Origin of the sequence: Polaromonas aquatica, assembly GCF_042659145.1 — a bacterium.
Lineage (GTDB): Bacteria > Pseudomonadota > Gammaproteobacteria > Burkholderiales > Burkholderiaceae_C > Polaromonas > Polaromonas aquatica.
Window position 1 is genome coordinate 82030 of sequence record NZ_JBHSRS010000018.1, and the last position, 26619, is coordinate 108648.

The 26619-nt window shown below is 63.0% G+C and carries 28 protein-coding genes; 9 read left to right on the forward strand and 19 right to left on the reverse strand.

Going from position 1 to position 26619, the window contains the following annotated elements; genetic code table 11:
- Nucleotides 1-14 precede the first annotated feature (14 nt).
- The 8 genes from ACFQND_RS08805 to ACFQND_RS08840 form a co-directional block, all read right to left on the reverse strand.
- Complete coding sequence (locus ACFQND_RS08805) at nt 15-473, reverse strand: hypothetical protein (protein ID WP_371438997.1); 459 nt, start codon at nt 471-473, stop codon at nt 15-17.
- A gap of 24 nt (nt 474-497) precedes the next feature.
- Nucleotides 498-965 (reverse strand): YiaA/YiaB family inner membrane protein, encoded by a 468-nt coding sequence (locus ACFQND_RS08810; protein ID WP_371438998.1) that lies wholly within the window; start codon nt 963-965, stop codon nt 498-500.
- Between the two features lie 130 nt (nt 966-1095).
- A complete protein-coding gene (locus tag ACFQND_RS08815) occupies nt 1096-2085 on the reverse strand; it encodes an alpha/beta fold hydrolase (protein WP_371438999.1) in 990 nt (329 codons plus the stop codon).
- A gap of 19 nt (nt 2086-2104) precedes the next feature.
- On the reverse strand, nt 2105-3142 hold the full coding sequence (locus ACFQND_RS08820) for a hypothetical protein (RefSeq protein ID WP_371439000.1): 1038 nt from the start codon (nt 3140-3142) through the stop codon (nt 2105-2107).
- On the reverse strand, nt 3139-4017 hold the full coding sequence (locus ACFQND_RS08825) for a methyltransferase domain-containing protein (RefSeq protein ID WP_371439001.1): 879 nt from the start codon (nt 4015-4017) through the stop codon (nt 3139-3141). Before ACFQND_RS08825 ends, ACFQND_RS08820 begins: the two co-directional genes overlap by 4 nt.
- A gap of 14 nt (nt 4018-4031) precedes the next feature.
- Nucleotides 4032-5396, reverse strand: a complete 1365-nt coding sequence (locus ACFQND_RS08830; protein ID WP_371439002.1) for an FAD-binding oxidoreductase — start codon at nt 5394-5396, stop codon at nt 4032-4034.
- Nucleotides 5397-5422: 26 nt separating this feature from the next.
- Nucleotides 5423-5779 carry a DUF805 domain-containing protein gene (locus ACFQND_RS08835; RefSeq protein WP_371439003.1) on the reverse strand — a complete coding sequence of 119 codons (357 nt, stop codon included), beginning with the start codon at nt 5777-5779 and terminating at the stop codon, nt 5423-5425.
- Nucleotides 5776-7755: an MFS transporter gene (locus ACFQND_RS08840; RefSeq protein WP_371439004.1), complete on the reverse strand. Its 1980-nt coding sequence runs from the start codon at nt 7753-7755 to the stop codon at nt 5776-5778. The genes ACFQND_RS08835 and ACFQND_RS08840 overlap by 4 nt, the downstream gene beginning before the upstream one ends.
- Before the next feature lie 203 nt (nt 7756-7958).
- Here ACFQND_RS08840 and ACFQND_RS08845 point away from each other — a divergent pair, with 203 nt between their 5' ends.
- Entirely contained in the window at nt 7959-8690 is a 732-nt protein-coding gene (locus tag ACFQND_RS08845) for a helix-turn-helix domain-containing protein (protein WP_371439005.1), read from the forward strand.
- 27 nt (nt 8691-8717) lie between these two features.
- Here ACFQND_RS08845 and ACFQND_RS08850 read toward each other — a convergent pair whose 3' ends face one another.
- The 7 genes from ACFQND_RS08850 to ACFQND_RS08880 form a co-directional block, all read right to left on the reverse strand.
- Nucleotides 8718-9110 (reverse strand): hypothetical protein, encoded by a 393-nt coding sequence (locus tag ACFQND_RS08850; protein WP_371439006.1) that lies wholly within the window; start codon nt 9108-9110, stop codon nt 8718-8720.
- A 2-nt stretch (nt 9111-9112) separates the two neighbouring features.
- Nucleotides 9113-10411, reverse strand: coding sequence for an FIST signal transduction protein (locus ACFQND_RS08855; protein WP_371439007.1), 1299 nt, complete (start codon nt 10409-10411; stop codon nt 9113-9115).
- Between the two features lie 71 nt (nt 10412-10482).
- Nucleotides 10483-11334 carry a PhaM family polyhydroxyalkanoate granule multifunctional regulatory protein gene (locus ACFQND_RS08860; RefSeq protein ID WP_371439008.1) on the reverse strand — a complete coding sequence of 284 codons (852 nt, stop codon included), beginning with the start codon at nt 11332-11334 and terminating at the stop codon, nt 10483-10485.
- A 241-nt stretch (nt 11335-11575) separates the two neighbouring features.
- A complete protein-coding gene (locus ACFQND_RS08865) occupies nt 11576-11899 on the reverse strand; it encodes an antibiotic biosynthesis monooxygenase family protein (RefSeq protein ID WP_371439009.1) in 324 nt (107 codons plus the stop codon).
- Between the two features lie 57 nt (nt 11900-11956).
- The gene (locus ACFQND_RS08870) at nt 11957-12871 is read right to left on the reverse strand and encodes a ketopantoate reductase family protein (protein WP_371439010.1); all 915 of its coding nucleotides are present in this window, start codon (nt 12869-12871) and stop codon (nt 11957-11959) included.
- Between the two features lie 23 nt (nt 12872-12894).
- Nucleotides 12895-14070, reverse strand: coding sequence for a mandelate racemase/muconate lactonizing enzyme family protein (locus tag ACFQND_RS08875; RefSeq protein WP_371439011.1), 1176 nt, complete (start codon nt 14068-14070; stop codon nt 12895-12897).
- A 16-nt stretch (nt 14071-14086) separates the two neighbouring features.
- Nucleotides 14087-15103, reverse strand: a complete 1017-nt coding sequence (locus ACFQND_RS08880; protein ID WP_371439012.1) for a Bug family tripartite tricarboxylate transporter substrate binding protein — start codon at nt 15101-15103, stop codon at nt 14087-14089.
- A 195-nt stretch (nt 15104-15298) separates the two neighbouring features.
- Here ACFQND_RS08880 and leuC point away from each other — a divergent pair, with 195 nt between their 5' ends.
- The 4 genes from leuC to ACFQND_RS08900 are packed head-to-tail and all read left to right on the forward strand — an operon-like array spanning nt 15299 to nt 18778.
- Nucleotides 15299-16717 carry a 3-isopropylmalate dehydratase large subunit gene (gene leuC / locus ACFQND_RS08885; RefSeq protein WP_371439013.1) on the forward strand — a complete coding sequence of 473 codons (1419 nt, stop codon included), beginning with the start codon at nt 15299-15301 and terminating at the stop codon, nt 16715-16717.
- Between the two features lies 1 nt (nt 16718).
- The gene (gene leuD, locus ACFQND_RS08890; protein ID WP_371439014.1) at nt 16719-17327 is read left to right on the forward strand and encodes a 3-isopropylmalate dehydratase small subunit; all 609 of its coding nucleotides are present in this window, start codon (nt 16719-16721) and stop codon (nt 17325-17327) included.
- The gene (locus ACFQND_RS08895) at nt 17315-18352 is read left to right on the forward strand and encodes a LacI family DNA-binding transcriptional regulator (protein ID WP_371439015.1); all 1038 of its coding nucleotides are present in this window, start codon (nt 17315-17317) and stop codon (nt 18350-18352) included. Before leuD ends, ACFQND_RS08895 begins: the two co-directional genes overlap by 13 nt.
- A 12-nt stretch (nt 18353-18364) precedes the next feature.
- Nucleotides 18365-18778: a VOC family protein gene (locus ACFQND_RS08900; protein ID WP_371439016.1), complete on the forward strand. Its 414-nt coding sequence runs from the start codon at nt 18365-18367 to the stop codon at nt 18776-18778.
- A 116-nt stretch (nt 18779-18894) separates the two neighbouring features.
- Here the strand turns inward: ACFQND_RS08900 and ACFQND_RS08905 are convergent, their stop codons facing one another.
- Entirely contained in the window at nt 18895-19863 is a 969-nt protein-coding gene (locus tag ACFQND_RS08905; protein WP_371439017.1) for a Bug family tripartite tricarboxylate transporter substrate binding protein, read from the reverse strand.
- Between the two features lie 67 nt (nt 19864-19930).
- The gene (locus ACFQND_RS08910; RefSeq protein ID WP_371439018.1) at nt 19931-20917 is read right to left on the reverse strand and encodes a fumarylacetoacetate hydrolase family protein; all 987 of its coding nucleotides are present in this window, start codon (nt 20915-20917) and stop codon (nt 19931-19933) included.
- Between the two features lie 177 nt (nt 20918-21094).
- Here ACFQND_RS08910 and ACFQND_RS08915 point away from each other — a divergent pair, with 177 nt between their 5' ends.
- The 3 genes from ACFQND_RS08915 (at nt 21095) to ACFQND_RS08925 (ending at nt 23462) form a co-directional block, all read left to right on the forward strand.
- Nucleotides 21095-21895, forward strand: coding sequence for an IclR family transcriptional regulator (locus ACFQND_RS08915; RefSeq protein WP_371439151.1), 801 nt, complete (start codon nt 21095-21097; stop codon nt 21893-21895).
- A 4-nt stretch (nt 21896-21899) separates the two neighbouring features.
- Nucleotides 21900-23048, forward strand: a complete 1149-nt coding sequence (locus tag ACFQND_RS08920; RefSeq protein ID WP_377413161.1) for a DUF3108 domain-containing protein — start codon at nt 21900-21902, stop codon at nt 23046-23048.
- A 132-nt stretch (nt 23049-23180) separates the two neighbouring features.
- Entirely contained in the window at nt 23181-23462 is a 282-nt protein-coding gene (locus ACFQND_RS08925; RefSeq protein WP_371439020.1) for a BTH_I0359 family protein, read from the forward strand.
- A gap of 74 nt (nt 23463-23536) precedes the next feature.
- Here the strand turns inward: ACFQND_RS08925 and ACFQND_RS08930 are convergent, their stop codons facing one another.
- Nucleotides 23537-24670, reverse strand: a complete 1134-nt coding sequence (locus ACFQND_RS08930; protein WP_371439021.1) for an AbrB family transcriptional regulator — start codon at nt 24668-24670, stop codon at nt 23537-23539.
- 92 nt (nt 24671-24762) lie between these two features.
- Here ACFQND_RS08930 and ACFQND_RS08935 point away from each other — a divergent pair, with 92 nt between their 5' ends.
- A complete protein-coding gene (locus ACFQND_RS08935) occupies nt 24763-25611 on the forward strand; it encodes a ChaN family lipoprotein (protein ID WP_371439022.1) in 849 nt (282 codons plus the stop codon).
- A 227-nt stretch (nt 25612-25838) separates the two neighbouring features.
- Here the strand turns inward: ACFQND_RS08935 and ACFQND_RS08940 are convergent, their stop codons facing one another.
- Nucleotides 25839-26618, reverse strand: coding sequence for an SDR family oxidoreductase (locus ACFQND_RS08940; RefSeq protein ID WP_371439023.1), 780 nt, complete (start codon nt 26616-26618; stop codon nt 25839-25841).
- Nucleotide 26619 lies beyond the last annotated feature (1 nt).

The following is a 26619-nucleotide window of genomic DNA, read 5'->3' on the forward strand; positions in this document are numbered from 1 at the left end:
ATGTCTTTCCCGGCTTAGTAGGTCAGGCGCTCGTTGTGCAGCAAGGCACGGCCCAGTGCATTGGGAATAAAGGCAATCGCCTCTCCGGCCGCAGACAACAGCACGCCTGCGCCCATGACACTCACCACAACGGATGTACCTGCCACCATGGAAGCACCGCTGATGCCTTTGCCCACAAGCTCTATGCTGGCGCGCGCACCGTCGGAAGCGCGCTCCAGCACGTAGACAGTACCGCGCGCTGTGCTCTCAACGGTTTTGACCACCAGCACCGTCCCGGCAGTGGACAACACGACAGGCACGGCCACCACGGCACCGGCTGCCGCGCTGGCACCCACAAACACCGACGCCACCGGCAGGGTTGAAACCGCGCTGAGCGCAGACGCTTCCGTTTGCGCCTGGGCATTCATTGAGGCCGTAGCCAATGAAAACAGTGCGCAACCAGCTATCAAATATGTAGCAAATATCTTCTTCATGATGACTCCTGGGGTGTTGCTCTGTTATTCAATTTCAGTCGCACCGCGTGCGGCACGGGCACCAAGGCGGGCTTCGTTCAGGTCGGCTTCGTGCCGGTCGCGCAGGGTCTTGGCCAGCGTGAAACTGCAGGTGATCAGGTAAAGCCAGCTGACGCCCAGAAACGCCTTGTAGGTCTCGTTGATTTCCATGCGCCACAGGCCCCAGCCGGTGAGCGACATCGCCAGAAAGAAGCCGCCCCACACCACCAACTTGAACATGGGCGTATCGGCCAGCTTGCCTTCGGCCTTGCTTTGTTCCTGGTCTCGCACGTACTTGGCCAGCACAAAGGCGGCCGAGAGACAGAAGAAATAGCCCATGACCATGAAAGCGCGATCCAGATCCTTGCCGGGCAGCCAGGACAAGCCCACCGCGCAGAGAAAAATAGCAATCTGGAACGAAGCCCAGACCTGAAGCTGCCAGGGTTTGGAATCACGGTGTATCAGCGTCTGCATAAAAACCTTTGAGGTTGTTGAGGTGCCGCTACTGTGCGGGCCACCGCCTCAAAATCGCGCAGATAACGATACAGACCTTCAACAATGATCGAAGAGTATTGAATTTCGATACTTTCTCAAGAAACCAGGTCTAGGGATACTTGAGTGCCTCGGTCATGCGCCTATTGAACAGGGCCGGATCCTCAATTTGCGGAATATGACCGACACCAGGCAATACCAGCAGTCTTGATCCGGCGACCAGGCGCTGCAGGGTTTGGGCCTGGGGCAGCGGCGTGATCGTGTCCTCTTGCCCCCAGACCAAGGTCAACGGCATGGGCAACTGGCGAAAGCCTTCAGGCGTCTCGCTCAGGGACTTGCCGCTCTCACCGGCAAATTGCGCGGCCCAGTCGCCCAGGCTGGCACTGAAGCCGTCCACAACAAAAGGCTGGCGATAGATGGCCGTGCGCGAAGGCGTGACGACCTCCTTGCGGGCCACGAACTGGCGCAACCAGAACTCGCTGAACAGAGGCTGGGTGCCCACCGTGGCAATCAGCGCCGTGCGCAGCGGGCGAATGCCGAAGAGGCTCGCCGCCACGCCGCCGCTTGTCGCCGGTGCCGGATATTCCATCAGGCCGATCGCCGCATCGACGAGGATGAGGTGGCGCACGCGATCCGGTTGCAGCATGGCGGCTTCGGCTGCCGGCCCACCGCCATAAGAATGGCCCAGCAACGTCACCGGGCCAAGCTTCAATGCGTCGATCAACCCGATGATCCGGCACGCCTGCGCGGCACGGCTGTAATCCCGCGCGGCCGGCCGCGTGCTGAAGCCGAAGGGCGGCAGGTCGACCGCAATGACGCGATAGCCGGCAGCCGCCATGGCCTGCACGTTCTGGTCCCAGGTGCCGCTCCAGGCGCCGGTGCCGTGGGTCAATACCAGAGGCGGCGCGGCCGGGTCGCCGAACTCCTGCACATACAACTCGACGTCATGCGCATGCAGCCAACGCCCCTGCCTGGGCGCCGCCTCACGCGGGCTGTGGTCCTCAACCCACAGCATGCGGGCCCACGAAAAAGCCACCACCAGCAACAGGCAAGCTACCAGCGCAAGAAACACACGCCAGGGGTAAACGAGCCAACGGCGCACCGGCTTTCCCTCCCGCCGCCTAGTAGTCAAAAACGTGCTCCACCTGCAGTCTGGCGGCCTGCCACTGGCGCAGCGACTCGGCCAGGTCTTTGACTGGCACCGTCAGCACGACCCGCTGGGTTCCGGGCCGGGTCAGGATGGCTTGCCTGAGCAATGGCGTGGCGGGGCTGGCGGGCGCCCAGGCTTCAGGCGCCAGCAGGCTGACCAGGATGAATGAGCTGTTGCCCGCGATCTCGCTGAAATTGACGCCTTGCATTGCCAGCGCCTGCGCATAGCCCATGAAAGCCTCATAGCGGGGGATGGTGACCAGCGCCGAGCCGTCGGGCGTCGACGAGAGCACTTTCAGTTCCGGCAGCGCGGCCTCAGCCCGCGGCACAGGCTTGGCCACCACGGCTGTGACCGGCAATGGCGCGTCGTAAATCGTCTGTGTGCCCAGCTTGATCAGCCGGGCATAACCCGCCTTGACCAGGTATTCGGTCGTGAGTGCAAAGCGGCGCTCCCATTTGCGGAGCATGTCCGGCCCGGTGAGAGGCACATCGCGCCAGAGGCCTGCCAGCGCCTTGTCGAAGTCATACAGGTACCAGGGCTCCACGCGGATGAACCGTACATAGTCCTGCGCAACGCCGGCCGCATGCCTGTCCTCGGGCGTGGGCCCGCCAGACAGCGATTCGGCGAGGCGCCCGATGAGCGTCTCATAGGCCGACTTGACCGCGTACTCGACCGTGGTGCTGGTGCCGATCACCATGATCATCAGGTGGTAACCCGGGTTGAGGTCGAGCCCGCGGCGGCGTGTCTCGTCAAAGACGGCTTTGTAGCTTTCCCAGAATTGGCCGATATGGCCGTAAAAAGGAAAGCGGCTGGGCGCGCTGGCGCCTATGAACTCGCCGTACTCATAGGGGCTGAACACCAGGAACCACTCGGGGTAAGTGAGCAGCGTCTGCTCGACGCCGCGCACATGCTCGGGCCCGGCCACCGGCGCAGGACCGGCGGCCGGCGCCACACCCACGAGCGCGGCAAACGCAACTGCAACCGCGAGATTGCGCAGCCAGCGCCTCACGCGGCAGCCCCGCCGGATTTGGTGAACGCCAGCAGCACGTTGTCGGAAGGATCGTGCGCCTGCAACTCGCGCTTGCCGCTGTCCTTCAGTCCGCGCTCACCAAGGTAGGCAACCCACTCGGCGACTGGCCGGAAGTAGCGCAGCTCGCGCTGGTTGGTTTCCCAGGCACCGTTCAGACCGGCATTAAAGACGGTATGCACCAGCGAGACAAACGTGAACATCTCGGGCGTTGTGACGTCATGGTCACGCAGGATGAACATGCCGCCCGGTTTCAGCACACGCACGATGGAGGCCACAAAGGCGTCCAGCTTGTCCAGCGGGCAGTGGTGCAGGCCGATGTAGCAGGTCACCAGTTCCACGCTGGCATCGGGAAGGCTGGCCGGCAGCGGGTCATAGTCGTTCATCGGCACAAAGCTGCCGATCTTGAACAGGCCGCCGCGCTCGGCGATGTCCACCGGTGAATTGGCAGGCGCCACATCGTTCACCAGGGTGATGGGGCCGGTCACCTTGATGCGCTTCTTCAGCTCGCTGATATAGCGGCCGGTGGAGCCGATCTCCACATAACCGTCAATCTGTTTTTTGCCGCCCAGGAGCCGCTGCGTCTGGTCGGCCATTTCCTTCTTCTGCTTGAAGAGCGCCGGCAAGGCCAGGGTCAGGTCCGCCATGAAGGGTTTGATCTTCGGCAGCTCACGCTGGAGCCTGCGGTAAATGGCTTCATCGCTGTCGAGTTCGGCCGAGGTGTTTTTGATCAGCGTGTGAAACCGGTCTTCGGGATAAAGGCGGTAGATGTTCTGCAGGAACTTGTAAAAACCGTCGTGCCAGCGGGTGGCACTGAAAACGGCACGGAATTCCGAGGCGGGTGAGGTGGTGGTCATGGCAGGCCCTGTCTTCAGGTGTTGGCGTCGTTCAGCGTCGGGGCGTAGTACTTGTCCCACAGCACATTGCGCAGGCGGAACTGCGGATCGAGCTTGCGTTTGAGCGCGAACAGCTCTTTGGCCCGTGGATAGGCGGCATGGAACTGCTCCGCCGTCGCATGCGGCTGGTAGGGCAGGTAGTAGCTGCCACCAACACGGATGGCCGCATCGATCAGCTCGCGTGTCCAGACCGAGACGCGGTTGATCGCGTTGTCCCGGGTGCGCTGCTTGTAATAAAGAACAAACGCAAAGGTCTCACCCCTGGCCCAGGCCAGCAGGGTGCCCGGATCCGGCCGCGCATGCCGCACCGACACGTTGAGCGCATTGACGCGATAGCGCTGCAGGATCTCCGCCATCACCGGAACGAAGTCGTCAAAACGCTCCACCGGAATGAAGTACTCCTGCAGCACATAGGTCGTGTACTTGCGCGAAGCCGGCTCAAGCTCAGCCACGTCGTAACCCGCCTCGAAGTTGCGCCAGTGCACCTTGCGGAAAAAGTAAAGCAGTGGATCGATCAGGTATTCGCGCCGCCATTTCCCGAAGGGGGTTTCGGTCACGGCCCACACAAAATAGCGGTTCACGGGGTAGGTTTCGCCGCCTTGCTGCAGACGCCTGGGCTCGGTGGTGGCCTCGTCGGTGCGCGACCAGGTGACGGAACGCACCTTGCGGTAATGCGGCGGGTACAGGTCGGCATTGTGAAAAACCGCGTCCTGAAAATGCCTGACCTTGGCCTTGAAGTGGCTGATGTATTCGGCGGCGCTCATCTTGCGGGCCAGCCGCTTGACCTTGGTGTTGTCTGCCAGGTCCAGCTCGGCCTCAACGATCACGCCCACACCGCCGTAGCCGCCGATCACCGCATAAAAGAGTTCCGCATTGACGGAAGGCGAAGCATCCTGCACGCTGCCGTCGGCCAGCACCACGCGGATCTCTCGCACCGACATCACCACAGCGCCCAGGCCCATGTAACGGCCGTGGCAGTTGACGCTGAGCGCACCGCCCACCGTGAAGTTCGCATAGGTTTGCATGATCTTGACAGCCAGGCCGTGCGGGTCGACAAAGCGCTGGATATCGCACCAGCGAATGCCTGCCTGCACGCGGATGACCTTGTCTTGCGGGAAAAATGCGATGACCTGGTTCATCTCGCGCATGTCCAGGTGCAGGCTGCCCGGGCTGGCTGTCTGGCCGCCCATGCTGAAATGCCCGCCGCCCACGGACAGCGGCCCGTCGGTGCGGCGTATGGCGTCGGCCACGTCGGCCACGGTTTTCGGCTTGCTGATGGCCCAGACCGCCACCGGGTTCAGGCCGGTGACGTCGTTGACGATCAATGTGTTTTGCTGCATCCCTTGCTTCCTTTTTTTGCTGAGCCTTAGCGAACCACGAGATAGTCGCCACGCGGCAACAACGGGTCCGGGCCCCAGCGGTTACCTTCGGGAACGCCGCGCCGCAAGGCCAGCTGCCAGACCAGCCAGAGCGCTCCCGCCACAGGAACGGCTACAAGCAGCAACCACCAGCCGGAGTAATTCCGGTCATGCAGCCGCCGGATGCACAGCAGCACCAGCGCCGCCAGCGCAGGCAGGTTGACGAGCCACGTCAGCGCGCTTGCCGTAGAGCTGCCGAGGGCGCTCCACACCAAGTAGAGCACGCCCCAGACGACAAGCCCATGAAGCCAGAAACCTCCGCGGGACAAGCGCCCCCCGGCCTTGAAAAACTGAAGCGATTTCATGCGTTTCCCCGTTGAAGAAGTTGTGCCACTTCGGCGTGCAGGCTCTCAGGCGCCACTCTTTCAGCCGCCAGGGGAGCCCCGACATTCAAGCCCACGCGGCTGAATATCCCGCGGCGGAAAGGCTTGACCATGGCCGTGCCTTTTTCCACGCGGCTGAAGAATGAGCCCCAGAGGTTGGTCAGCGCCATGGGAACGACCGGCACCTGCAAACCATCACGCTCGGCATTTTCAAGAATCTTCATGATGCCGCCCTTGAAGGTCTGAAGTTCGCCGTTCTTGGTGATGCCGCCTTCGGGGAAGATGGCCAGCAGATCGCCATCGCGCAGCACCTTGGCGGCCGCCTCAAAGGCCGCCTCGTACAGCGCCGGGTCTTCGGTGCGCGGTGCAATCGGGATCGCCTTGGCCAGGCGGAACAGCCAGCCCAGCACCGGCATTTTGAAGATGCGGTGGTCCATCACAAAGTAGATGGGACGCGGGCTGGCGGCCATCAGCAACACCGGGTCGACAAAGCTCACATGGTTGCAGGTCAGCACCGCGGCGCCTTGCGCGGGGATGTTGTCGTCACCGGTGATTTTGAAGCGGTAGACCAGGCGCGAAGCGATCAGCGCGATGAAGCGCAGCAGGTACTCGGGCACCAGCATGAAGATATAAAACGCCACGACTGCATTGGCCAGCCCGACAAAAAGAAAAATCTGCGGGATGCTGAATTCGGCCTTGAGCAGCGCACCGGCCAGGATCGACGAGACGATCATGAACAGGGCATTCAGGATGTTGTTCGCGGCAATGATGCGGGCGCGGTGCGTGGGCTGGCTGCGCAGCTGGATCAGGGCGTACATGGGCACGCTGTATAGCCCGGCAAACAGGCTGAGCAGGGCCAGGTCGATCATCACGCGCCAGTGGTAGTGCTGGGACATGAAGCTGGCAACGCCCATGATCCCGGACGGCGGCATGCTGCGCGATGCGAAATAAAGGTCTATCGCAAAAACACTCATGCCTATGGCACCCAGCGGCACCAGCCCGATCTCGACGTGGCGTTTGCTGAGCACCTCGCACAGCAAGGAGCCGGTGGCAATACCGATTGAAAAAACGACCAGCAGCAGCGATGCCACCTGCTCGTTGCCGTGCATCACCTCCTTGGCAAAACTCGGGAACTGGCTCAGGAACACGGCGCCAAAAAACCACATCCAGCTGATGCCCAGCATGGAGCGGAACACCACCACGTTGCTGTTGGCAAGCTTGAGGTTGCGCCAGGTTTCGGTGATGGGGTTCCAGTTGATCTTGAGGTCCGGGTCTGTTGCCGGCGCCTGCGGGATGAACTGGGAAACCGCCCTGCCGGCCAGGGCCAGCAACACGCAGCCCATGGCTACATAGTCGGGCCCGACCTGGGGTATGGCCACAATCAGGCCGCCCACGATATTGCCCAGCAGGATGGCCACAAAGGTGCCCATCTCGACCATGCCGTTGCCGCCCGTCAGTTCGCGCTCGTTCAGGGCCTGCGGCAGATAGGCAAACTTGACCGGGCCAAACAGCGTGGAATGCAGACCCATCAAAAATGTGCAGCCCAGCAGCACGGGCACCTGCACATTGACGTTGTTGCTCATGAACCCGAAGGCGGCAATCAGCATGATCACCACCTCCAGGTTTTTGACAAAGCGGATCACGCGGGTCTTCTCAAACTTGTCGGTAAGCTGGCCGCTGGTGGCGGAGAACAGCAAAAACGGCAGGATGAACAGCGCGCCAATCACCAGGCCAGCCATCGCGGGCGGCAGCCAGCTCACGCTGAGCTGGTAGGTCACCATCACGGTGAAGCCGAACTTGAACAGGTTGTCGTTGGCGGCCCCCGAGAACTGGGTCCAGAAAAAAGGTGCAAAGCGGCGCTGCTTTAACAGCGCAAACTGGTTCGGGTGCTCATGCAAGGGCGGCGGCGACAGCGACGCGGATGCGGGGCTGTCCTGGCTGGCTAGATCAACACTCATGCGACTCCTCTTTTCAGTTTTTTTGCTGGATGGATGGCAATGCCCAGAGCGATTCTGCCCTGATTTCCAGGTCGCTCCTTCAGGCACATGGAGTCTGGCCCGCCCGGATAAAAACAATGCGACTTATCGGCACAAGCCGGCATGGCAACACCTGAAGTATCGATAATCAATACTTCTCAGCAGGTTTTACCCCGGGAGTTTTCATGAGCACCAGTGCCGACCTTGTCATCGTCCTGAAAAAAGAACTCAAGGCGGCGCAGATGACCTATGCCGACCTGGCGCTTGCGCTGGGCATGGCGGAGTCCAGCGTCAAGCGCATGCTGGCCAGGGGCGACATGCCGCTGTCGCGCATTGATGCAATCTGCCGTGCGCTCAAACTCGACTTTGCCGACCTCGCCCAGCGCGTGGCCGACATGCAGCCGCTGCTTGCGGGCCTCACGGAGGCCCAGGAAAAAGCCGTGGTCGCCGACAAGAAGCTGCTGCTGACGGCGATTTGCGTGCTCTCACAATGGACGCTGGAGCAGATAACCCACAGCTACCGCCTGACGCAGGCCGAGTGCATCCAGTACCTGGCGCAGCTGGACCGCATTGGCATCATCGAACTCAAGGCCATGAACCGCTATCGGCTCAAACTCGCCAAGACCTTTCGCTGGCGGCCGCACGGCCCGGTAATGGATTACTTTCGCGACAACGCCTTGCTGGATTATTTTTCAGGCGGCTTTGATGGCGACGGCGAAGGCCTGCTGCTGGTGCATGGTTCCGTCAGCCGCAGCCTGGCGCCATCGTTTTTCGAACGCATGCAGCGGGTTGCGCAGGACTTTGCACAGCAACACCAAGCCGACCAGAAGCTGGCCGAGAAAGACCGCGAAGGCTACACCCTGTTGCTCGGGATGCGAAGCTGGGAATTTGAGGCTTTTACCGCATTGCGGCGGTGAAAAACTGCCCGGAGGGTATTGATTCCGTTAGCGCGTCAGCGTTGTACACAGGGACGCCTGCGCTTTTGCGCAGCCACCGGTACACACGGCATCACCATACTGGCCCTTGGCGGCAGCGCCACCGCTGTCTTTCGCGCAGAAGGGGTCACCGCGTATGTCCAGCACACAGCGGCCCACACCGCACTGCGCCTTGCCGTAGCGGTCCACAATCACGCCGCCGTCGGGCGGCGAGCACTTGACCTGGCGGCTGCTGCTTTCCTGCAGGCACAGGGTTTTGGCCGGCGGGCAGACCGTGTTGTTGTACTGGTCCACCACACACTCGCTGGACTGCGCTGCGGCCTGGCCAGCAGTGCCGGCAAAGAATGCAAGGGCACAAAGGGCAGACAGCATTGCCCGCGCGATGGTTTTGAAAATAATCATGTTCAGGATTCCTGCATTTCCGTAAACACTGTCAGCACGCCGGTGTAGCCATACAAGTGGTGGCGTGCAATTTCACCGCCCGCAAAAAAACCCACAAGAGGCACATCGCCCAAAGCGCGCCGCACGATCTGCAGCTCGGCGCTGGGCGCACCGAAGTGCGGGCCGCCGCGCCCGGAACAACTGACGTATATGGCACCGGCAATGCGCCTGGCCGCATGCGGGGCGGATTCGGCCTCCGGCAGGTTCAGGGCGCTGGCGATTTCAAGTGTGAGTTCCTCGGGCTCCAGCTCTTCGCGGATTTCGGCGCACACACGGACCAGGTCGGCGCGCGCGGCTTCGCGGTTGCGCTCGCAAAACGCCAGCGCCATGCCCACGACCGGGGTATCGGTGATGGCAATTCCCTTGCGCGCCGGGTCCAGCCCTATCAGGTGGCGCACCAGCACTTCGGAGCCAAACTGCCCGGCATGCAGTATGCGCGGGCCGCTGGGCATGTCTTCCGGATGGCTCAGGCCGACCAGTGTGTTGCGGACCTTTGCAAGCGCCTCCCGCGGCTCGTCAAGGGAAACATCCAGGTCTTCCAGCATCACGTCAAGTGCGGGCTGGCCGTCCAGCTCTGTGACCACATTGCCGTCGCATGCGGTGATTTCATGGTTGCCGGATACCGGCTGGCAGCCCTGCGTCACGCGCGACATCAGCACCATGCCGCCGGAAGGGTCGCGCGCAAAAGCCACGCCGCTCAGGCCGCCGCTGAATACGCCACTGGCAGCGCCCTGGCCCTTGACGTTGCCATGGCCGCTGAGTGCAAACTGCACGGTGCCGGAGCGGCTGGACGCCAGGCCGCCAAAGACATAGCCGCTTTCGGTGCGCTGGGCCATCTCGTCTATCAGTTCGGCTACGTCGGGTGTGCCCGCATCGGCATGCACCAGTGCCGTGTGCGCCTTGAAAAGTCCCAGGCTTGCCGGCGGCAAAGGCGACACGCCCGAGAACACGCGGTATTGGTCATGCGGCAACTCGCAAAGCATCACGGCAAGCGCGGGCTCGTCAAAGTACTCGACGTTGTTTGACGCAATGCCGACGCCCACGGTGCCGCTCCAGTCCGTGACCGCGGGCAGCTCGGCGCTTAAATAGTCGAGGATGTCCTGCGCCTGCGCGGCGTAATGGTCGGTGATGTAAAGCAGCGCCAGGGTGGGCGCACTGGCGTAGCCGGGCAGGGCCATGTAGGCGCGCAATTGCGCAAGCACAAGGCCGGCCGCCATCTGCCATTGCGGATGGGTGGCGTGGCCGTAGGGGAAAAGTTTCATGGGCGCTTGCAAGGACTGGGCGTGTGAATCCGGTCTGGTGCCTGAGTCTGGTTGTTGGATGGTGGTGGAAGTCAGCGGGCAGTTTTGCGGGCGGCCTTGCGGGCCGGTGCCGCTTTGGCGGATTTTGCAGGTGCCGGTTTGGCCCGCGATGCGGGTTTGGCCGCCACGGGCGAAGGCCATGCCTGGCTGCTGCGCAAGGCCGTGTTCATGGCCGCGCGTGCGCCGCCTGCCACCGTTTTACCTGCACTCTCCGCCATGCCCCTGGCCATGCCTGTGGCGGTTTTCATGGCGTCCTTGGCCAGACCGGTGGCCAGGCTTTTGCCTGTATCCATGGCGGTCTTTTTGGCGGCGTCCTTCATCGCATCGGTTGCAATGGTCTGGAACTGCTGGGTCAGCGCACCCCACCACTGCATGGGGTCCACCACACCGGCAGCAGGCGCACTGGCTGCCTTTGTTTTTGTCGCCCGGGCTTTGGGTGCATTCGCAGCAGGTTTTTCAGTCTGGAAATTCGCCGGCGGAATCTCCAGCCCGGAAAAACTCCTGGCCTTGTCGGCCACGCGCTGCACGCCACCGGCCATGCTGTCGGCCACCTTGAGCTTGAAGGCGTTGGCGACATCGCCCATATTGAAGTTCATGCCCTTGAGCGTGGCCAGCGTCATTTTTTGCACCTCCAGCGCCTGGATAGTGGCCTTCAATGCCGTGGCGTTCTGGTCCAGCCAGAACTGCACCGCCTTGAGCTCCTCGATGCGCTTGTCGAGTTCTTCCACATTGAGCGTGGGCGCAACCCAGTTGCCGAGGTTGGGCAACTGCGGGATCTTTTGCGCTGCGCTGCCCGCTGCCTGGGTTGCGAGGTTCTGCAAAAAATCAAAACCGGGCACAAACTTGCCGAAACCTGGAAAAGAAGGGTTGTCCGCGTCACTCATGCTTGTCTCCTGGCGTGTTGTGCAATATTGCATCTGTCTGGATGCCTGCCCTGCATGTGCATGGCAGTCCCAGGCAGGCACCTTCATTGTGCAACGCCGGCGCGCTTCGTCAACCCATTTTTTCGCCTTTGGCCCGCGCAGCTCAAACGGCGGCGCTTGAGGCCCAAAACGTGTACAACAGGAACGTTTTAATGCGAAAAAGGCCTGTGGTCGCCGTAATACGCGCGCAACCAGCTATCAATTAGATAGCAATACCATCATCCGGCCCACCTGACGAAGCCACCATGGCATAGTGCTCGACCGCAGGTGGGCGCTGGTAGAAGGGGTGCAGCAGGCGCTTCCATTCGTCATGCTCCGGCACCTGCCGAAAACCCAGCGTGTGGTCCTCCAGCGTGCGCCAGTTCACAAGCAGCAAGTATCGGCCGGGCTCTTCCACACAACGCTGCAGCTGGTGCGACAGGTAGCCGGGCGCGCCGGCGATGATGCGACACGCCTGGGCAAACGCCGCCTCAAAGCCGGCTTCCCGGCCCGGGACGATATGGAGACTGGCAAGCTCAAGAATCATAAAAACCCCGGACTGAATGAAAGGCCGCTGTTCGCGCGGGTGCAGGCACTGCCGGCCTCAGAAGTTTCGTTCGCGCTGCCTGACCAGCGCCGTCAGCGTGGCATTGACAGGGGCAAACTGCCCGCATTTGGCGGCCTCGCGCGGCACGGCGCCATTGATCACGTCGATTTCGCTGGGCCTGCGCACATCGTGGTCCAGCAGCACCGACGGCCTGGCGTTGCGCACCCTCTCACCGAAGGCGCGCACATGCGCTTCGGGGTCAGTCACGCTGATGGGCACCTTGCGGGCCAGCGCGATCTTCCAGGCCTCCACCGCAGCCGCAAGGCCTGTCGGGCCCATGTCGGGATCGTCCATGGCCTGCCCCACCGTCAGGCCGGTCAGTGCGCAGGGCGCGCTGAAGGCGACGTTGCAGATCAGTTTTTCCCACTGCATGGCGGCCACGTTGTCTACGGCGTCGGCCGTGAAGCCGGCGCCACGCCAGAGCGCCGCCACCTCTTCGACACGCGCCGCAGCAAGGCCGGCATAAGCGCCCATCTTGACGGCATTCATGCTGTTGTGGTGCGCATGGCCGGGACCGCGCAGCGACGCGCCGAAGGCGGCAGCGATGCCCACCACCAGCCGCTCCTTGCCTACGATTTCAGCAACGGTATCGGCGCTGCCCAGGCCGTTTTGTATGGTCAGCACCACGGTCTGCGGGCCCAACAGTTTTTTGGTTTCATGGGCAGCGTCGCCAACCTGCACGGCCTTGGCCGCGATGATCACCAGGTCCATTGCCTGCACCGGCGCCTGGGTATAGGCCTGCAGTTGCACCACGAGGTCGCCGCTGGCACCTTCGACGCGCAGGCCCTGCGTGCGGATGGCGTCCACATGGGCCTGCCAGCGGTCCACCACCATCACCTCATTACCCGCGCCGGCCAGCAGCCCGGCGTAAACCGAACCCATGGCGCCGCAGCCGACGATTGCAACTTTCATCTTGATGTCTCCGATTCGTTTTATCAATTCGTCAGGTTCCGGATGGATTCCGCCAGCTCGATTTTTTCTTCCAGCCCAAAGCCGGGCGCACCCGTCGGCTTGACAAGGCCGCAGCCCACCGCGCAACCCGCCGGATAACCACCAAAGGGCTGGAACACGCCGGGGTAAGCCTCGCAGCCGCCCAGCCCCAGACCTACAGCGATATGCAGGTTGATCAGGTGCCCGCCGTGCGGGTGCGCATCGCCGCGGCTGAAACCGCGCGCCTCCATGGCGTTGAGCATGCGCACATATTCGCCCAGGCCGTAGCTCAGGCCGGCATCCATCTGGAACACGTCATGCCCGGGCCGCATGCCGCCGAACAGCAGCAGGTTGTTGACGTCCGGTACCGAGAACAGGTTTTCACCCGTGGCCACCGGGCCGGCATAGCTTTCAACCACGCGGCGGTTCAGGTCGTAGTCCAGCGGGTCGCCGATCTCTTCATACCAGCGCAGGCCGTAGGGCTCGATGGCGCGTGCATAGGCCAGCGCCGTAGCCAGGTCAAAGCGGCCATTGGCATCGACCGCCAGTTGCTGTCCGCTGCCCGCCACCGTGAGCGCAGCCTCGATGCGCGCCATGTCCTCGGCCAGTGTGGCGCCGCCTATCTTCATCTTGAAGGCGTTAAAGCCAAGGTCCTGGTATGCCCGGAACTCATCCCGCAGGCGGGCGGTCGTGTCGTTCGGATAGTAATAACCCCCGGCCGCGTACACATGCACGCCCTGCACGGCGGGCTCGCTGCCGAAGTGGCGGGCGATGGTGCGCCAGGCTGGTTCGTCGTTCAGCTTGGCGTTCAGGTCCCAGAAGGCCAGTTCAAGCGCGCCTATCGCAGCAGCCCTGTCCCCGTGGCCGCCGGGTTTTTCGTTGCGCAGCATCACCTGCAGCAGCTTTGCAATATCAAAACCCGTACCGGCCGCATCCAGCAGGCTGCCGGGCGATGCCGTTGCGGCGGTCATCACGCGCGGGATGATGCGCTCGCGCAGGATGCCGCCCTGCGCATAGCGGCCAATGGAGTCAAAGGCAAGCCCTATAACCGGCTTGCCGTTGCGGACCACGTCGGTAAACACGGCGACCAGCGAGACCGTGTGTTCGGAAAAATTGACCAGTGCGTTGGCGATATTGCCCTGCAGGGGAACTGAAAGTTCCCGGATGTCTGTGATGCGCATAGATGCGTGCCGTGCCTTATTGAAAACTGATGTTGGCGACCTTGATGATGCGTGCCCAGCGCGCCAGATCCTTGTTGATGACGGCGGCGAACTCCTGGGGCGTGTCGCCCATGGGTTCGGCGCCCAGCGTTTCCATCCTGACCTTGACATCAGGTTGCTTGAGCACGTTCATCAGTTCGGAATTCAGCCGCTTGACGATGGGCGCAGGCGTGCCTGCCGGTGCCATGATGCCGTACCAGGACGAGACATTAAAGCCGACCACGCCGGTTTCGTTCACCGTTGGGATCGTAGGCGCGCTGCGCATGCGTGTGCTGGAGGTCACGGCAATCGCCTTGAGCTGGCCGCTCTTGAGGAAAGGGCCGGCGGTCGCCAGCGCCGTCACCAGCAGCGGCACCTGGCCGGAAACCACGTCGGTGATGGCCTGGCCGCCGCCCTTGTAGGGAATGTGCGTCATGCGCAGGCCGGACTGGCTCTTGAGCAACTCGCCCGCGAGGTGCCCGGTGCTGCCGGGCCCCGCTGAGGAAAAGTCAAGCTGCGAGTCCGGCTTCTTGCTCAGGGCGATCAGCTCGCTCACTGTGTTGGCCTTGAGTGTGGGATTCGCCACAAGGACCAGCGGCACCAGCGCCACGCGCGTGATCGGGACAAAGTCTTTTTCCGGGTTGAAGGGCAGGTTGGAATACAGGCTGGGGTTGATCACTATCGTGCCGTCGGCGGCCAGCAGCAGTGTGTAGCCGTCGGCGGCAGATTTGGCGACTGCGTCGCTGCCGATATTGCCATTGGCACCGGGCCGGTTGTCCACCACGATCTGCTGGCCCAGCGCTTCGCCCAGCTTCTGGCCAATCAGGCGGGCCAGCACGTCGCTGGTGCCGCCGGCGGCAAACGGCACCACCAGGCGTATCGGCTTGTTGGGGTAGCTTTTGGCGGCGTCCGCCTGCGCCCAGGCCGGCTGGCCAAGGCCGATCAGACCGGCAAAGCCGGCCAGGCACATCGCAAGAACAGTACGAAAACGGAAGATTCGCTGGGCAGGCTGCATGGTTTTGTCTCTTGTTTGGGTTGGTTTTTTGAAAATACACACGTGTGCATTAATCTGGAATTTACGTGTTTTCAAATCGGCTGTCAACACAGCTATTCCCTTCAATAGCCTCATGGCGTATGATTTCAGCCGCATGAAGCACACGTGTGCAATTTCATAACCCAGCCAAACGTACACTCCCATTTACTGCAAACCATGGCCCAACCTGCCTCCCAGCACGCGCGCACCCTGTTCGACAAGTTGTGGGCATCGCACCAGATTGCCCGGCTTGATGACGGGCGCAGCCTGATCCAGATAGACCGCCACCTGCTGCATGACCTGTCCAGCCCACAGGCGTTCTCCGGCTTGCGGCAGGCCGGGCGCACCGTGCGCCACCCTGAAAAAACCGTGGCCATTGCCGACCACATCGTCTCGACCGACGTGGACCGCAGCGACGCCACCGTTCCGGGCGGGACGGAAATGATCCTGGCGCTGCGCCGCAATGCGCAGGAATTCGGCATCCGGCACTTCGACATCGGCCACCCCGACCAGGGCATCGTGCATGTGGTGGCGCCCGAGCAGGGGCTGGTGCAGCCCGGCATGACCCTGGTCTGCGGCGACAGCCACACCTGCACCCTGGGTGCTTTGGGTGCCTGGGCCTGGGGCATAGGCACCTCCGAGGTCGAGCATGTGCTGGCCACACAAACCCTGGCCATGCAGCGCCCGCAGTCCATGCGCCTGACGCTGGACGGCACGCTGGCCGAGGGCCTGACGGCCAAGGACCTGGCCCTGCATGTCATACGCAGCATTGGCGTGCGTGGTGCTTCGGTTGGTTTTCTGGAGCTTGCCGGCCCGCTTGTCACGGCGTTGGAAATGGAGGCGCGCTTCACGCTGTGCAACATGATGATTGAAGCCGGCGCGCGCGCCGCCTGCATCGCGCCCGATGAGGTCACCCTGGCCTATATGGCTGCGCACGGCCGGCAAATCCCGAAGCTGGATGAAGCCCTGCAAGCCTGGCGCCAGCTGTATTCCGACCCGGGCAGCCGCTACGACACCGAGCTCAAACTGGACATCAACCTGCAGTCGCCGCAGCTGACCTGGGGCACCAATCCGGGCCAGGTCATTGGCTTAGGTGAGTCGCTGCCGGCGCCCGATACATCCACCAGCGACAGCGAGCGCGCTGTGCTGGCCAAGGCGTATGCCTACATGGGCCTGCGGCCCGGGCAGCGCCTCGAGGGGCTGGCGATTGACCGCGTGTTCATAGGCTCCTGTACCAACGGCCGGCTGTCCGACCTGATCGCCGCAGCGCGTGTAGCCAGGGGCCGCAAGGTCGCCGCGTCCGTCCGGGCGATGGTGGTGCCGGGCTCCATGACAGTGCGGCGCGAGGCCAAAGCCATGGGGCTGGACAAAGTCTTCCTGGACGCCGGTTTTGAATGGCGCAACTCCGGCTGCTCCATGTGCGTGGGCATGAATGCCGACCAGGTCGCCGCCGGCGAACGCTGCGTCGCCACCTCCAACCGCAATTTCGAAGGCCGCCAGGGGCCGGGCGCCCGCACCCACCTGGCCAGCCCGGCCAGCGCAGCCGCAGCGGCCATTGCCGGCGTGATCGTAGACCACAGAACCCTGGAATCCTGACATGCAAGCCTTCGATCAAGTCAGCGGCATTGCCCTGCCCATGGACCGCGAAAACGTGGACACCGATGCCATCGTGCCGCAGCGCTGGCTGGTCACCGTCGAACGCGACGGCCTGGGCACCGGTTTGTTCGGCAGCTGGCGTTACGACGAGCAGGGCGGTGACAAGCCGGACTTCGTGCTGAACCAGCCGGCCTACCGCGGCGCAAACATACTGGTGGCCGGTGCCAACTACGGCTGCGGCTCTTCACGCGAACACGCGGTGTGGGCGCATCTGGATTACGGCATACGCGCAGTGATAGCGCCCAGCTACGGCCCGATCTTTTACGAGAACTGCCTGAAGAACGGGCTGCTGCCGGTCGTCCTCCCGGACAGCACGGTTGCTGCCATGCTGCGGCAAATCCAGGCAACGCCCGGCGTACACTGCCGCGTAGACCTGTTGCGCAGGGAGGTCACAGGCCCTGACGCAGCCGTGCATGGATTCACCATGGACGAAGGCCGACGCCGCGCCCTGCTGGACGGCACCGATGAAATCGCCCTGACACTGAAGATGGAACAACACATTGCGGCGTTTGCGCGCCATGACGGACTGGAACGGCCTTGGACACTGTAAGCAGCAAACCCGTCGTCACCATACGCGACCTGGCCGGCACGCTCGGGCTGTCGCACACCACGGTGTCGCGCGCACTGGCCGACCACCCGAAAATCAAGGCCGAGACCAAGTTGCGCGTGCGCGCACTGGCGCGGGAGCTGGGTTACGTCCCCAACGGCTCGGCGCAAAGCATGCGCGGCCAGCACGGGCCGACCATAGGGCTGATCATCCCGGACATCCAGAACGATTTTTATGCGTCCATCGCCAAGACCGTGGCCGATGCGGCGGCGGCGCGCGGCTTCCAGCTGACCCTGAGCGTGACCGAGGACAACCCCGAGCGCGAGATGGACGACCTGCGCGCGCTGATCGTCGCGCGGGCCGCCGGCATCATCATCACGCCCACGGCATCGCCCAAGGCACAGACGCTGGAGCTGCTGGCCGGCGCCAATGCCGTGCAACTGGTGCGCCAGGACGAACGCCTGCCGCACGAAGCCGTGGTCATCGACGACTACCTGGGCGTCAGCGCCGCCACCCGGCACCTGGTGACCTACGGGCATCGCGACATTGCCTATGTGGGCACAGGCACCGACCTGAGTTGCGGCAGGGACAGGCTGGCGGGTTTTCGCGCCGTCATGATCGAGCACGGGCTGAACCCGGACCGCGTCGCCCTCGGCCAGCCGCGGCCCGAGTTTTCGCACCATGCGGTGCATGGGCTCATGAGCGGCAGCCAGCGCCCTACCGCGCTGGTCATGGGCAGCTCCAGCCTCACCATAGGCGCGCTGAAGGCGCTGCGCAGCCTCAACCTGCAGTGGCCGGAGGATGTCTCCATCGTCGGTTACGGTGACCCGGTCTGGTTTGAACTGATGGGCAGCGGGTTGACGACGGTACGCCTGCCGGTGCAGGAAATGGGCGCCTATGTCACCAGCCTGCTGCTGGCGCGCACCGAGCTGCCGCGCGTGACGGGCGGCGATGCCTGCCCGCAGCCGTCGCGTTTTGCACCCTCGCTGGTGCTGCGCGGCTCGGCCCGCATCCTGACCGCGGGCTGATAAGCTTCAGGTATGAAAAGCCTGTTTCACTTTGCCTTCAATGTCAGGGACCTGGATGTTGCGCGCCGCTTTTACGGCGGCGTGCTCGGTTGCGCCGAGGGCCGCAGCACCGACACCTGGGTGGATTTTGATTTTTTCAGCCACCAGATTTCGCTGCACCTGGGCGAGCCGTTCAAGACGGAACGCACCGGCCACGTCGGCGACAAGCTGGTGCCCATGCCGCACTTCGGGCTGGTGCTCGCGCTACCCGAATGGCAGGCCATGGCAGAACGCCTGAAGGCCGCCAACACAGAATTTGTGCTGGAGCCCCAGGTACGTTTTGAAGGCCAGCCCGGCGAGCAATGGACCATGTTTTTCTGCGACCCCTTTGGCAACCCGCTGGAGATCAAGGGCTTCAGGTCGCTGGACGCACTTTACGCGGCCTGAGCCGGCGACAGGATCGGCAACTTCGCTACTCTTTTTATAGCTGGCTGCGCTCATACATCTGGGGCTGCAGGCCTTTTTTACTTAAAAATCAGGCGCTGCAGCCTTTCACCGGCGGCTTAATCCAGCTTCACATTCGCAGCCTTGATGATGCGGCCCCAGCGCTGCGATTCGGCACGTGCCATGGCATGGAACTGCTCCGGCGTGCCGCCTATCGACTCCATGCCGAAGTCGGCCATGCGTTTTTGCACGGTGGGGCTGGCCAGCGCCTTGTTGATTTCACCGTTCAGGCGCTGCAACTGCGCGGCAGGCAGGCCGGCCGGGGCCAGCACGCCCTGAAAGGCAAACACCTCGGTGTCCGGCACGCCGGCTTCAGCCAGTGTGGGCACCGACGGCAAGGAGGCAAACCGTTTGGGCGCACCTATGGCCAGCGCACGCACCTTGCCCGACTGGATCAGCGGCAGGCCGGCGGCCAGGTCCAGGAACATGCACGGCACCTGCCCGCCCATCACGTCCTGCACAGCAGGCGCCGCGCCACGGTAGGGAATGTGGGTGATGAAGGTGCCGGTGCGCACCTTGAACATTTCCATGGCCAGGTGGTGCGGCGAGCCGTTGCCGGGCGAGGCGTAGTTGAGCTTGCCGGGGTTGGCCTTGGCGTAGGCGATGAACTCGCGCACGGTCTTGGCCTCGAATGCCGGATTGACCACCAGCGCCAGCGCAAAGCGCGTGAGGCCGCCTACATAGGTGAAGTCTTTTTCAGGGTTGTAAGGCAGTTTCGAAAAAAGGTGCTCGTTGAAGGCCAGCACCGCGTTGTCGGCGGACATCAACGTCAGGCCATCGGGCTTGGCGCGGGCCACCAGCTCGGCGCCTATGTTTGTCGCAGCGCCGGGGCGGTTGTCAATCAGGATTTGCTGGCCCATGGCGCCGCGCATGGCCTCTGCCATGGTGCGCGCCAGCACGTCGGTGCCGCCCCCGGCAGGATAGGGAACGATCCAGCGAATGGGCTGCTCGCTTTGGGCGCTGGCCCAGGGCGTGGCGGTGGCGGCTGCGGTGGCAGCCAGCCCGGCAAGTAATTGACGGCGTTGCATGTGCTTGTCTTCCTTTTGTTGTGAGTTCTAACGGTTGAATGAATTTAATGCGTCCAGTACCGGCTGGTCAGGCAGTGCATGCCGCGATTTTTTGCTCGATCGCGCCAAACACCAATTGCCCGTCCTTGCCCTTGACCTCGATGCGGATGGTGTCGCCAAACTTCATGAAGGCGGTTTTCGGCTTGCCGTCTTCGATGGTTTCAATCGCGCGCTTTTCGGCGATGCAGCTGTAGCCGTGGCTCCAGTCCTTGTTGCTCACGGTGCCCGAGCCCACGATGCTGCCGGCGCGCACGTTACGGGTCTTGCAGATGTGGGCGATCAGCTGGCCGAAATGAAAAGTCATCTCGGGGCCGGCCTCGCACATGCCGACCTTGCGGCCGTTCCAGGTGCTTTGCAGTGTCATGTGCAGGCGGCCACCCTGCCAGGCATCGCCCAGCTCGTCGAGCGTGACCGCCACCGGGCTGAAGGCCGTGGCCGGCTTGCTCTGGAAAAAGCCAAAGCCCTTGGCCAGTTCATCCGGGATCAGGTTGCGCAGCGAAACGTCATTGGCCAGCATCACAAGGCGTATGCCGTCAAGCGCCTGCTCGGGGCTGGCGCGCATGGGCACGTCGGCGGTGATGACGGCCACCTCGGCTTCAAAGTCGATGCCGAAGGCTTCGTCGGCAACCACCACGTCGTCGCAGGGACCGATAAAGTCGTCGCTGCCGCCCTGGTACATCAGCGGGTCGGTGTAAAACGTTTGTGGCACCTCGGAGTTGCGCGCCTTGCGCACCAGCTCGACGTGGTTGATAAAGGCCGAGCCGTCGGCCCACTGGTAGGCCCTGGGCAGCGGGGCCATGCACTGGGCCGGGTCGAACGGGAAGGCATGGCGCGCCTTGCCGTTGTTGAGCGTCTCGTACAGGTCCTGCAGCTGCGGTGCCATGAAGTTCCAGTCGTCCAGCACCTGCTGCAGTTTGCTGGCGATGCCCGTCGCATAATGCGCGGTAGACAAGTCGCGCGAGACCACGACGAGCTGGCCGTCGCGTGAACCATCTTTATAAGTAGCGAGTTTCATCAGTTTCCTGTCGGTGAATTTTCAGCCTGTTGCCGGGTCAGTCTATCAAGCCAACCCGCTACCAAGCATTCTGGAGTTACGATAAGTGAAATCAGTTTACCTAAATGTAATTCTAAATCCTAATTCAACGGCATGAACGAGAGAGTTGATCCAGCAGAAGAAACGAGCCTGACAGACCTGGCACCACAGCGCGCGGGCATACAGTCGGTAGAAGTGGGTTTCAGCTTGTTGCAGGTCCTTGCCGCATCGCGGGGTCCGTTGATGCTGCGCGACCTGGCCGCCGCCGCAGGCATGAGTGCGGCCAAGGCGCACCGCTACCTGGTCAGCTTCCAGCGGCTGGAGCTTGTCATCCAGGATGCAGCAACAACCCGCTACGACCTCGGCCCTGCTGCCCTAAAGTTAGGGCTTGCTTCCCTTTCAAGACTTGACAGTGTGAAACTGGCACGCCAGCGCATGGGCCCGCTGATGGAGCAGATAGGCCAGACCCTGGCGCTCGCCGTCTGGGGCAACCAGGGGCCGACCATGATCCATTGGGAAGAGTCGCCGCAAACCATCACGGTCAATTTGCGGCTGGGTGATGTGATGCCCCTGCTGTCATCGGCCACCGGCCTGTGTTTCTCCGCATTCATGACGGCGCGCCAGAATGCCCTCAAGAACCGGCTTGCCCTGCTGCTCAAGGAAGAACTGGCCAGGGCGCAAAAGGCCGGGCACCAGGACGTGCCGGCCAACATGGCGGAGGTGACGGAGCGGCTCGATGAAGTGCGCCACCACGGCCTGGCAAGAGTGGTGAACACCCTGTTGCCAGGCGTGGCCGGATTTTGCGCGCCGGTGTTTGACGCCGATGGCCACATGGTGCTGGGCATGGTGGCGCTGGGTTCGCTGGCAAACTTTGACCCGGCCTGGGACGGCGCGGTGGCCACACCGCTCAAGGCGGCGGCGGCGCAGCTTTCTGCGGACCTGGGTTTTATGGCGGCATGAGCGCATGACAATGGCCACCGGATCAGGAGCCCCACCCTGGCGCCTGCTGCTTGCGCTGGGCGCGCTGGTGGTTGCCGCACATGTGCTGGTCCTGCAGGCTTCGCCAACCCGGCTGGGCGCCAGGCTGGACCCCGATGCCTTCAGCACCCGGGTGTTTGCTACACGCAGCATCGAGCCAAAGCCCGCACCCGAGGCCGCCCCGGCGCCAGCGGCACGGCCCGCAAAACCCGTCAGGCCTGCACGGCCAAAACCCGCGGCGCAGCCCGCTCCAGCCCCCGATTCAGCATCAGATCAACCCCTGCCCCCCGTAGATGTTGCGCAGGCAGCTATGGATTCCGTAGCATCCGATGGCCAGCAAAACCCCGCAGACAGTGCGCCCACAGGCGCCGACAGCACACCCGCCAGCGCGACACCCACGGCCGCGCCGGACCTGCCTGCATCGGGCGCCGCCTCCAGCACACCCGCAACGACAAGCACCCTGCCGGCCGGCCCGAAAACCACGCCGGTCACAGCCATGGCCCTGCAGGACTCGGTGCTCCTCAAGTACAAGGCAATCGGCGCCTCCAAGGGCCTGACCTACCGGGCGGATGCGGAACTGGTTTGGAAAAACGCCGGCAGCCAGTACGAAGCCAGCATGAAGGTCAGCGCACTTTTCATAGGCTCGCGCAGCATGACAAGCGCCGGCCAGATCACGCCGACCGGGCTGGCGCCCATACGTTTTGCGGACAAGTTCAGGAGCGAGCAGGCCGCACATTTCGAGGCGGACAAAGGCAAAATCACCTTCAGCGCCAACACGCCGGACCTGCCGTGGATCGAAGGTGCGCAAGACCGTGTGAGCGTCTTTTTGCAGATGGGCGGCATGCTTGCCGGAAAACCCGACGCCTTCCCGGCCGGCAGCAGCATCACGCTGTACACTGCCGGGCCGCGCGATGCGGACACCTGGACCTTCACGGTGGAAACCGAAGAAAAACTCAGCCTGCCCAACGGCGAGGTCACGGCGCTCAAGCTGACACGCATGCCGCGCCGCGAGTACGACCAGAAAGTGGAGGTCTGGTACGCGCCATCATTGGGCTACCTCCCGGTACGCAACCGGATCACCCAGCAAAACGGCGACTTCGTCGACCAGCAGCTGAGCGAACTCATCAGGCCCTGAACGCTGAATAAACCCGTCGAAAGTGTGCGTTTTTTGGACTTGCGGGCGCGATTTTACGAATCGCGCCGATTTGTCCTGCAGGCCTTGAACTTGGCAGCTTCGTTGCTATCTGAATACCAAAGGACAACATCCATGCACATGCTCTACGACTCGGAATCTTTTGTGGTGGTGCAAATTCACGCCAACGCCCCGGAAGAGTCCGCGCCTGCCCCCACCATTCCCCAACTCGCCCGCAACGGCTTTGAGATTGTGGACAAACGCTCCGGCAAGGAGGTCTACCTCGACGGCTCCTGGGCCGAGATGTTCCAGCTGCGCCTGAGCGCCTGGGAACAGAACACGCCGACCCAGCAGGAGATTGAAGACACGCTGGAAAGCTACAGCGGGCTGGCCAACACGCCAATTTCGCTCCATTAGCAATACCGCCCCACGCTCGCTCACTGCACTTCCCCGTTCATCCTGAGCTTGTCGAAGGATGCCCCCCGAGGGGGCTAATTTTCCCAGGGGTGGCCCGTCGGAAAATTGCCTGCGCCCCGGGCTTCATACAACCAGCGGTACATGGGTTCTGCAATCAGCAATACCGCCGCCAGCCGCGTGACATGAAACGCCGTGACCAGCGGCACACCCAGCTGCAGCACCTTGGCCGTGATCGCCATCTCGGCAATACCGCCCGGTGAAGTGCCCAGCAGCAGGGTCGCCCAGTGCACAGGCATGAACTGCGCCAGTGCCCAGGCAAAACCGGCGCACAGCAAGATCAGCGCGACCGTTGCCAGCGCCACCGAGCCCAGCCAGCGCGGCGCAAGGTGCACAAAACCACGGGTGAAACGAACGCCAAGGCTGATGCCAATCACCAGTTGCGCGGCATTGGTCATGGCCTGCGGCACGGCCGACAGGGTCACACCAAATGCGGTCAGCAACAACGACACGATCAAGGCACCAATAAACCACGGGTTGGTACGTTTGAGCCTGAGCATGGCCCAGCAGCCCGCGCCCGTCAACACGGCCAACAGCGCCAACCCAGGCCAGTGCACAACACGCGCGCCGGGCAGCGTGCTGTCCAGGCCATGCAGGCCCGCCCACTGAAAACCGAAGGGGATGATCAGCGTGACCAGAAGCACCCGCAGGCTGTGCGCCGAAGCCACCAGCTCGGTCCGCCCGCCATGGCGCTCGGCCATCAGCGTCATTTCGGAAGCCGCACCTACAGGCGCCGCAAAATAAGTCGTGGTGCGCGTCAGCCCCGCGATATGAAACAGCCCCGGCCCTTCGTGCACACGGTGCAGCCATGCCCCAAGCAGCAGGCCCAACAGCAGGGCCCAGACAATATTCAGCACAATCGCCCACCATAAACCGGCCACGAGTGCCACCACCTGCGGCGTGAAATAAAGCCCCAGCACGCAGCCAATAGTCCATTGCCCGGTATTGCGCAGCGGCGTCCAGCTCTGCGTCGGCGTGCCCAGCATGGACAGCACAGCCGTCGTCAGCAAGGGGCCAATCATCCACGGCAGGGGCGTGCGCAGCACAACACACAATTCCGCTGCGGCGAACGCCAGCAACAGCGTCAAAACAATGCGGGCGGGAGCAAATCGGGATTGGGTCGAAAAGCGCTGGCTGAAGTTCTGGGACATGGCGGAGATAAAAATGGAGGCGGGCGCGGCGTACGGAGATACACACGCAACGCGGCTTTAGGCATTAGTATCCACCGATGCCCCCATTCTTTTTGCCACGCCAATCCCAGGCCCTGATTTGCCTCGCCACAGCGGCGCTGCTTGGCGGCTGCGCCAGCCAGCCTGAAGCGCCAGTCCTGCGGCCGCTCAGCGACAGCGTGGCTGCCGTAACCGCAGCCCGGCTGGACCCGCTGTTACCCACCAGCGTCCTGCTGCTGGGCGAACAGCACGATGCAGCAGAACACCAGCAGATAGAGCAGCAGGTGATCGCGCTGCTGGCCGCACGCGGGCAGCTGGCAGCCGTAGCGCTGGAAATGGCCGATGCCGGCGTGAGCACAGCCAAACTCCACCCCAGCTCAAGCGAGCAGCAGGTAAAAAGCGCATTGAAGTGGAGCGACAAAGGTTGGCCATGGCAGGCCTATGGCCCCGCCGTGATGACGGCCGTGCGCGCAGACATTCCGGTGCTGGGCGCCAACCTGCCGCGCGCACGCATGCAGGACAGCATGGCCGATGGCAAGCTGGATATGCAGTTGCCCGGCCCGGCGCTGAAGGCGCAGCAGCAGTCGATTCGTTTAGGCCACTGCAACCTGCTGCCCGAAAACCAGATCACACCCATGACGCGCATACAGATAGCCAAGGACATCAGCATGGCCAACACACTGCTCCAGGCCGTACTGCCGGGCAAGGTGGTGCTGCTGCTGACAGGCAGCGGGCATGCAGACCGCACACTGGGCGTGCCGCAGCACCTGCCGCCAGATATTCAGTCAAAAGCGGTCCTGATGCAGGTGGAACGCACGCAGGCAGCTACTGAAAAGATAGCAAATTTCGACGCCACCTGGGCCACGCCGGCCGTGCCCGAAGTTGACTATTGCGCGAAATTCAAGGCCCAGAGCGGGCGGTAGAACGCACGCTATACGGGCACCTGTAGGGCACCTGTATACCCTCCTGATCGAGCCAGTCGAAGCCCTTCGACAGGCTCGGGGTGAACGGGTATCACTGAATTCGCGGCGCAGAAGGTCCCCAATTCCATTGCTAATTCAATGCGAGATTAGGCGCACTGCCGCAGACAGTGCTACAGCACGGCAAGGCAGGGCAACGACATATCGCGCTGAAGTAGAAATGGAATGAATTACCAGGCGCCGGGGAAAGAGCCACCATCCATCAACAGGTTTTGCCCGTTGATATAACCCGCATACGCACTGCATAAAAAGGCGCAGGCAGCGCCCAGCTCTTCCGGCCGGCCGAAGCGGTGCGCCGGGTGTTTGACCAGGCGCTTTTCGCGGACCTCTTCCACAGTGGCGTTTTCACGCCGCGCCTGCGCCGCAAAGTTGCCGGCCAGACGCGCGGTATCAAAAGTGCCCGGCAGGATGTTGTTGATGGTCACGCCACGGCCTACCGTAGTACGCGCCAGTCCCGCCACAAAGCCCGTGAGGCCGCTGCGGGCACCGGTGCTCAGGCCAAGACCGTCCACGGGCGACTTCACGGCGCTGGAGGTGATATTGATGATGCGGCCGAAACCGCGCTGCATCATGCCGTCCACCGTCTGGCGGATGATCTCTATCGGGCTGAGCATGTTGGCGTCGAGTGCGCGCAGCCAGGCCTCGCGGTCCCAGTCGCGGAAATCACCGGGCGGCGGACCGCCGGCATTGGTGACCACGATGTCAAACTCCGGGTGCGCCGCAAAAATGCGCGCGCGCCCTTCTGCGGTGGTCACGTCCGCGGCGACCCATGAAACCGGCGCGTTTGAAAGCGCAGCCAGCTTGTCTGCGGCTTCTTTCAAAGGCGCCTCGGTACGCGCGGCGATCACCAGTTCAACACCTTCTTTTGCGAGCGCCTGGGCGCACGCAAAACCCAGACCGGCACTGGCGCCGCAGACCAGGGCCTTGCGGCCGGCAATTTCGAAATCCATG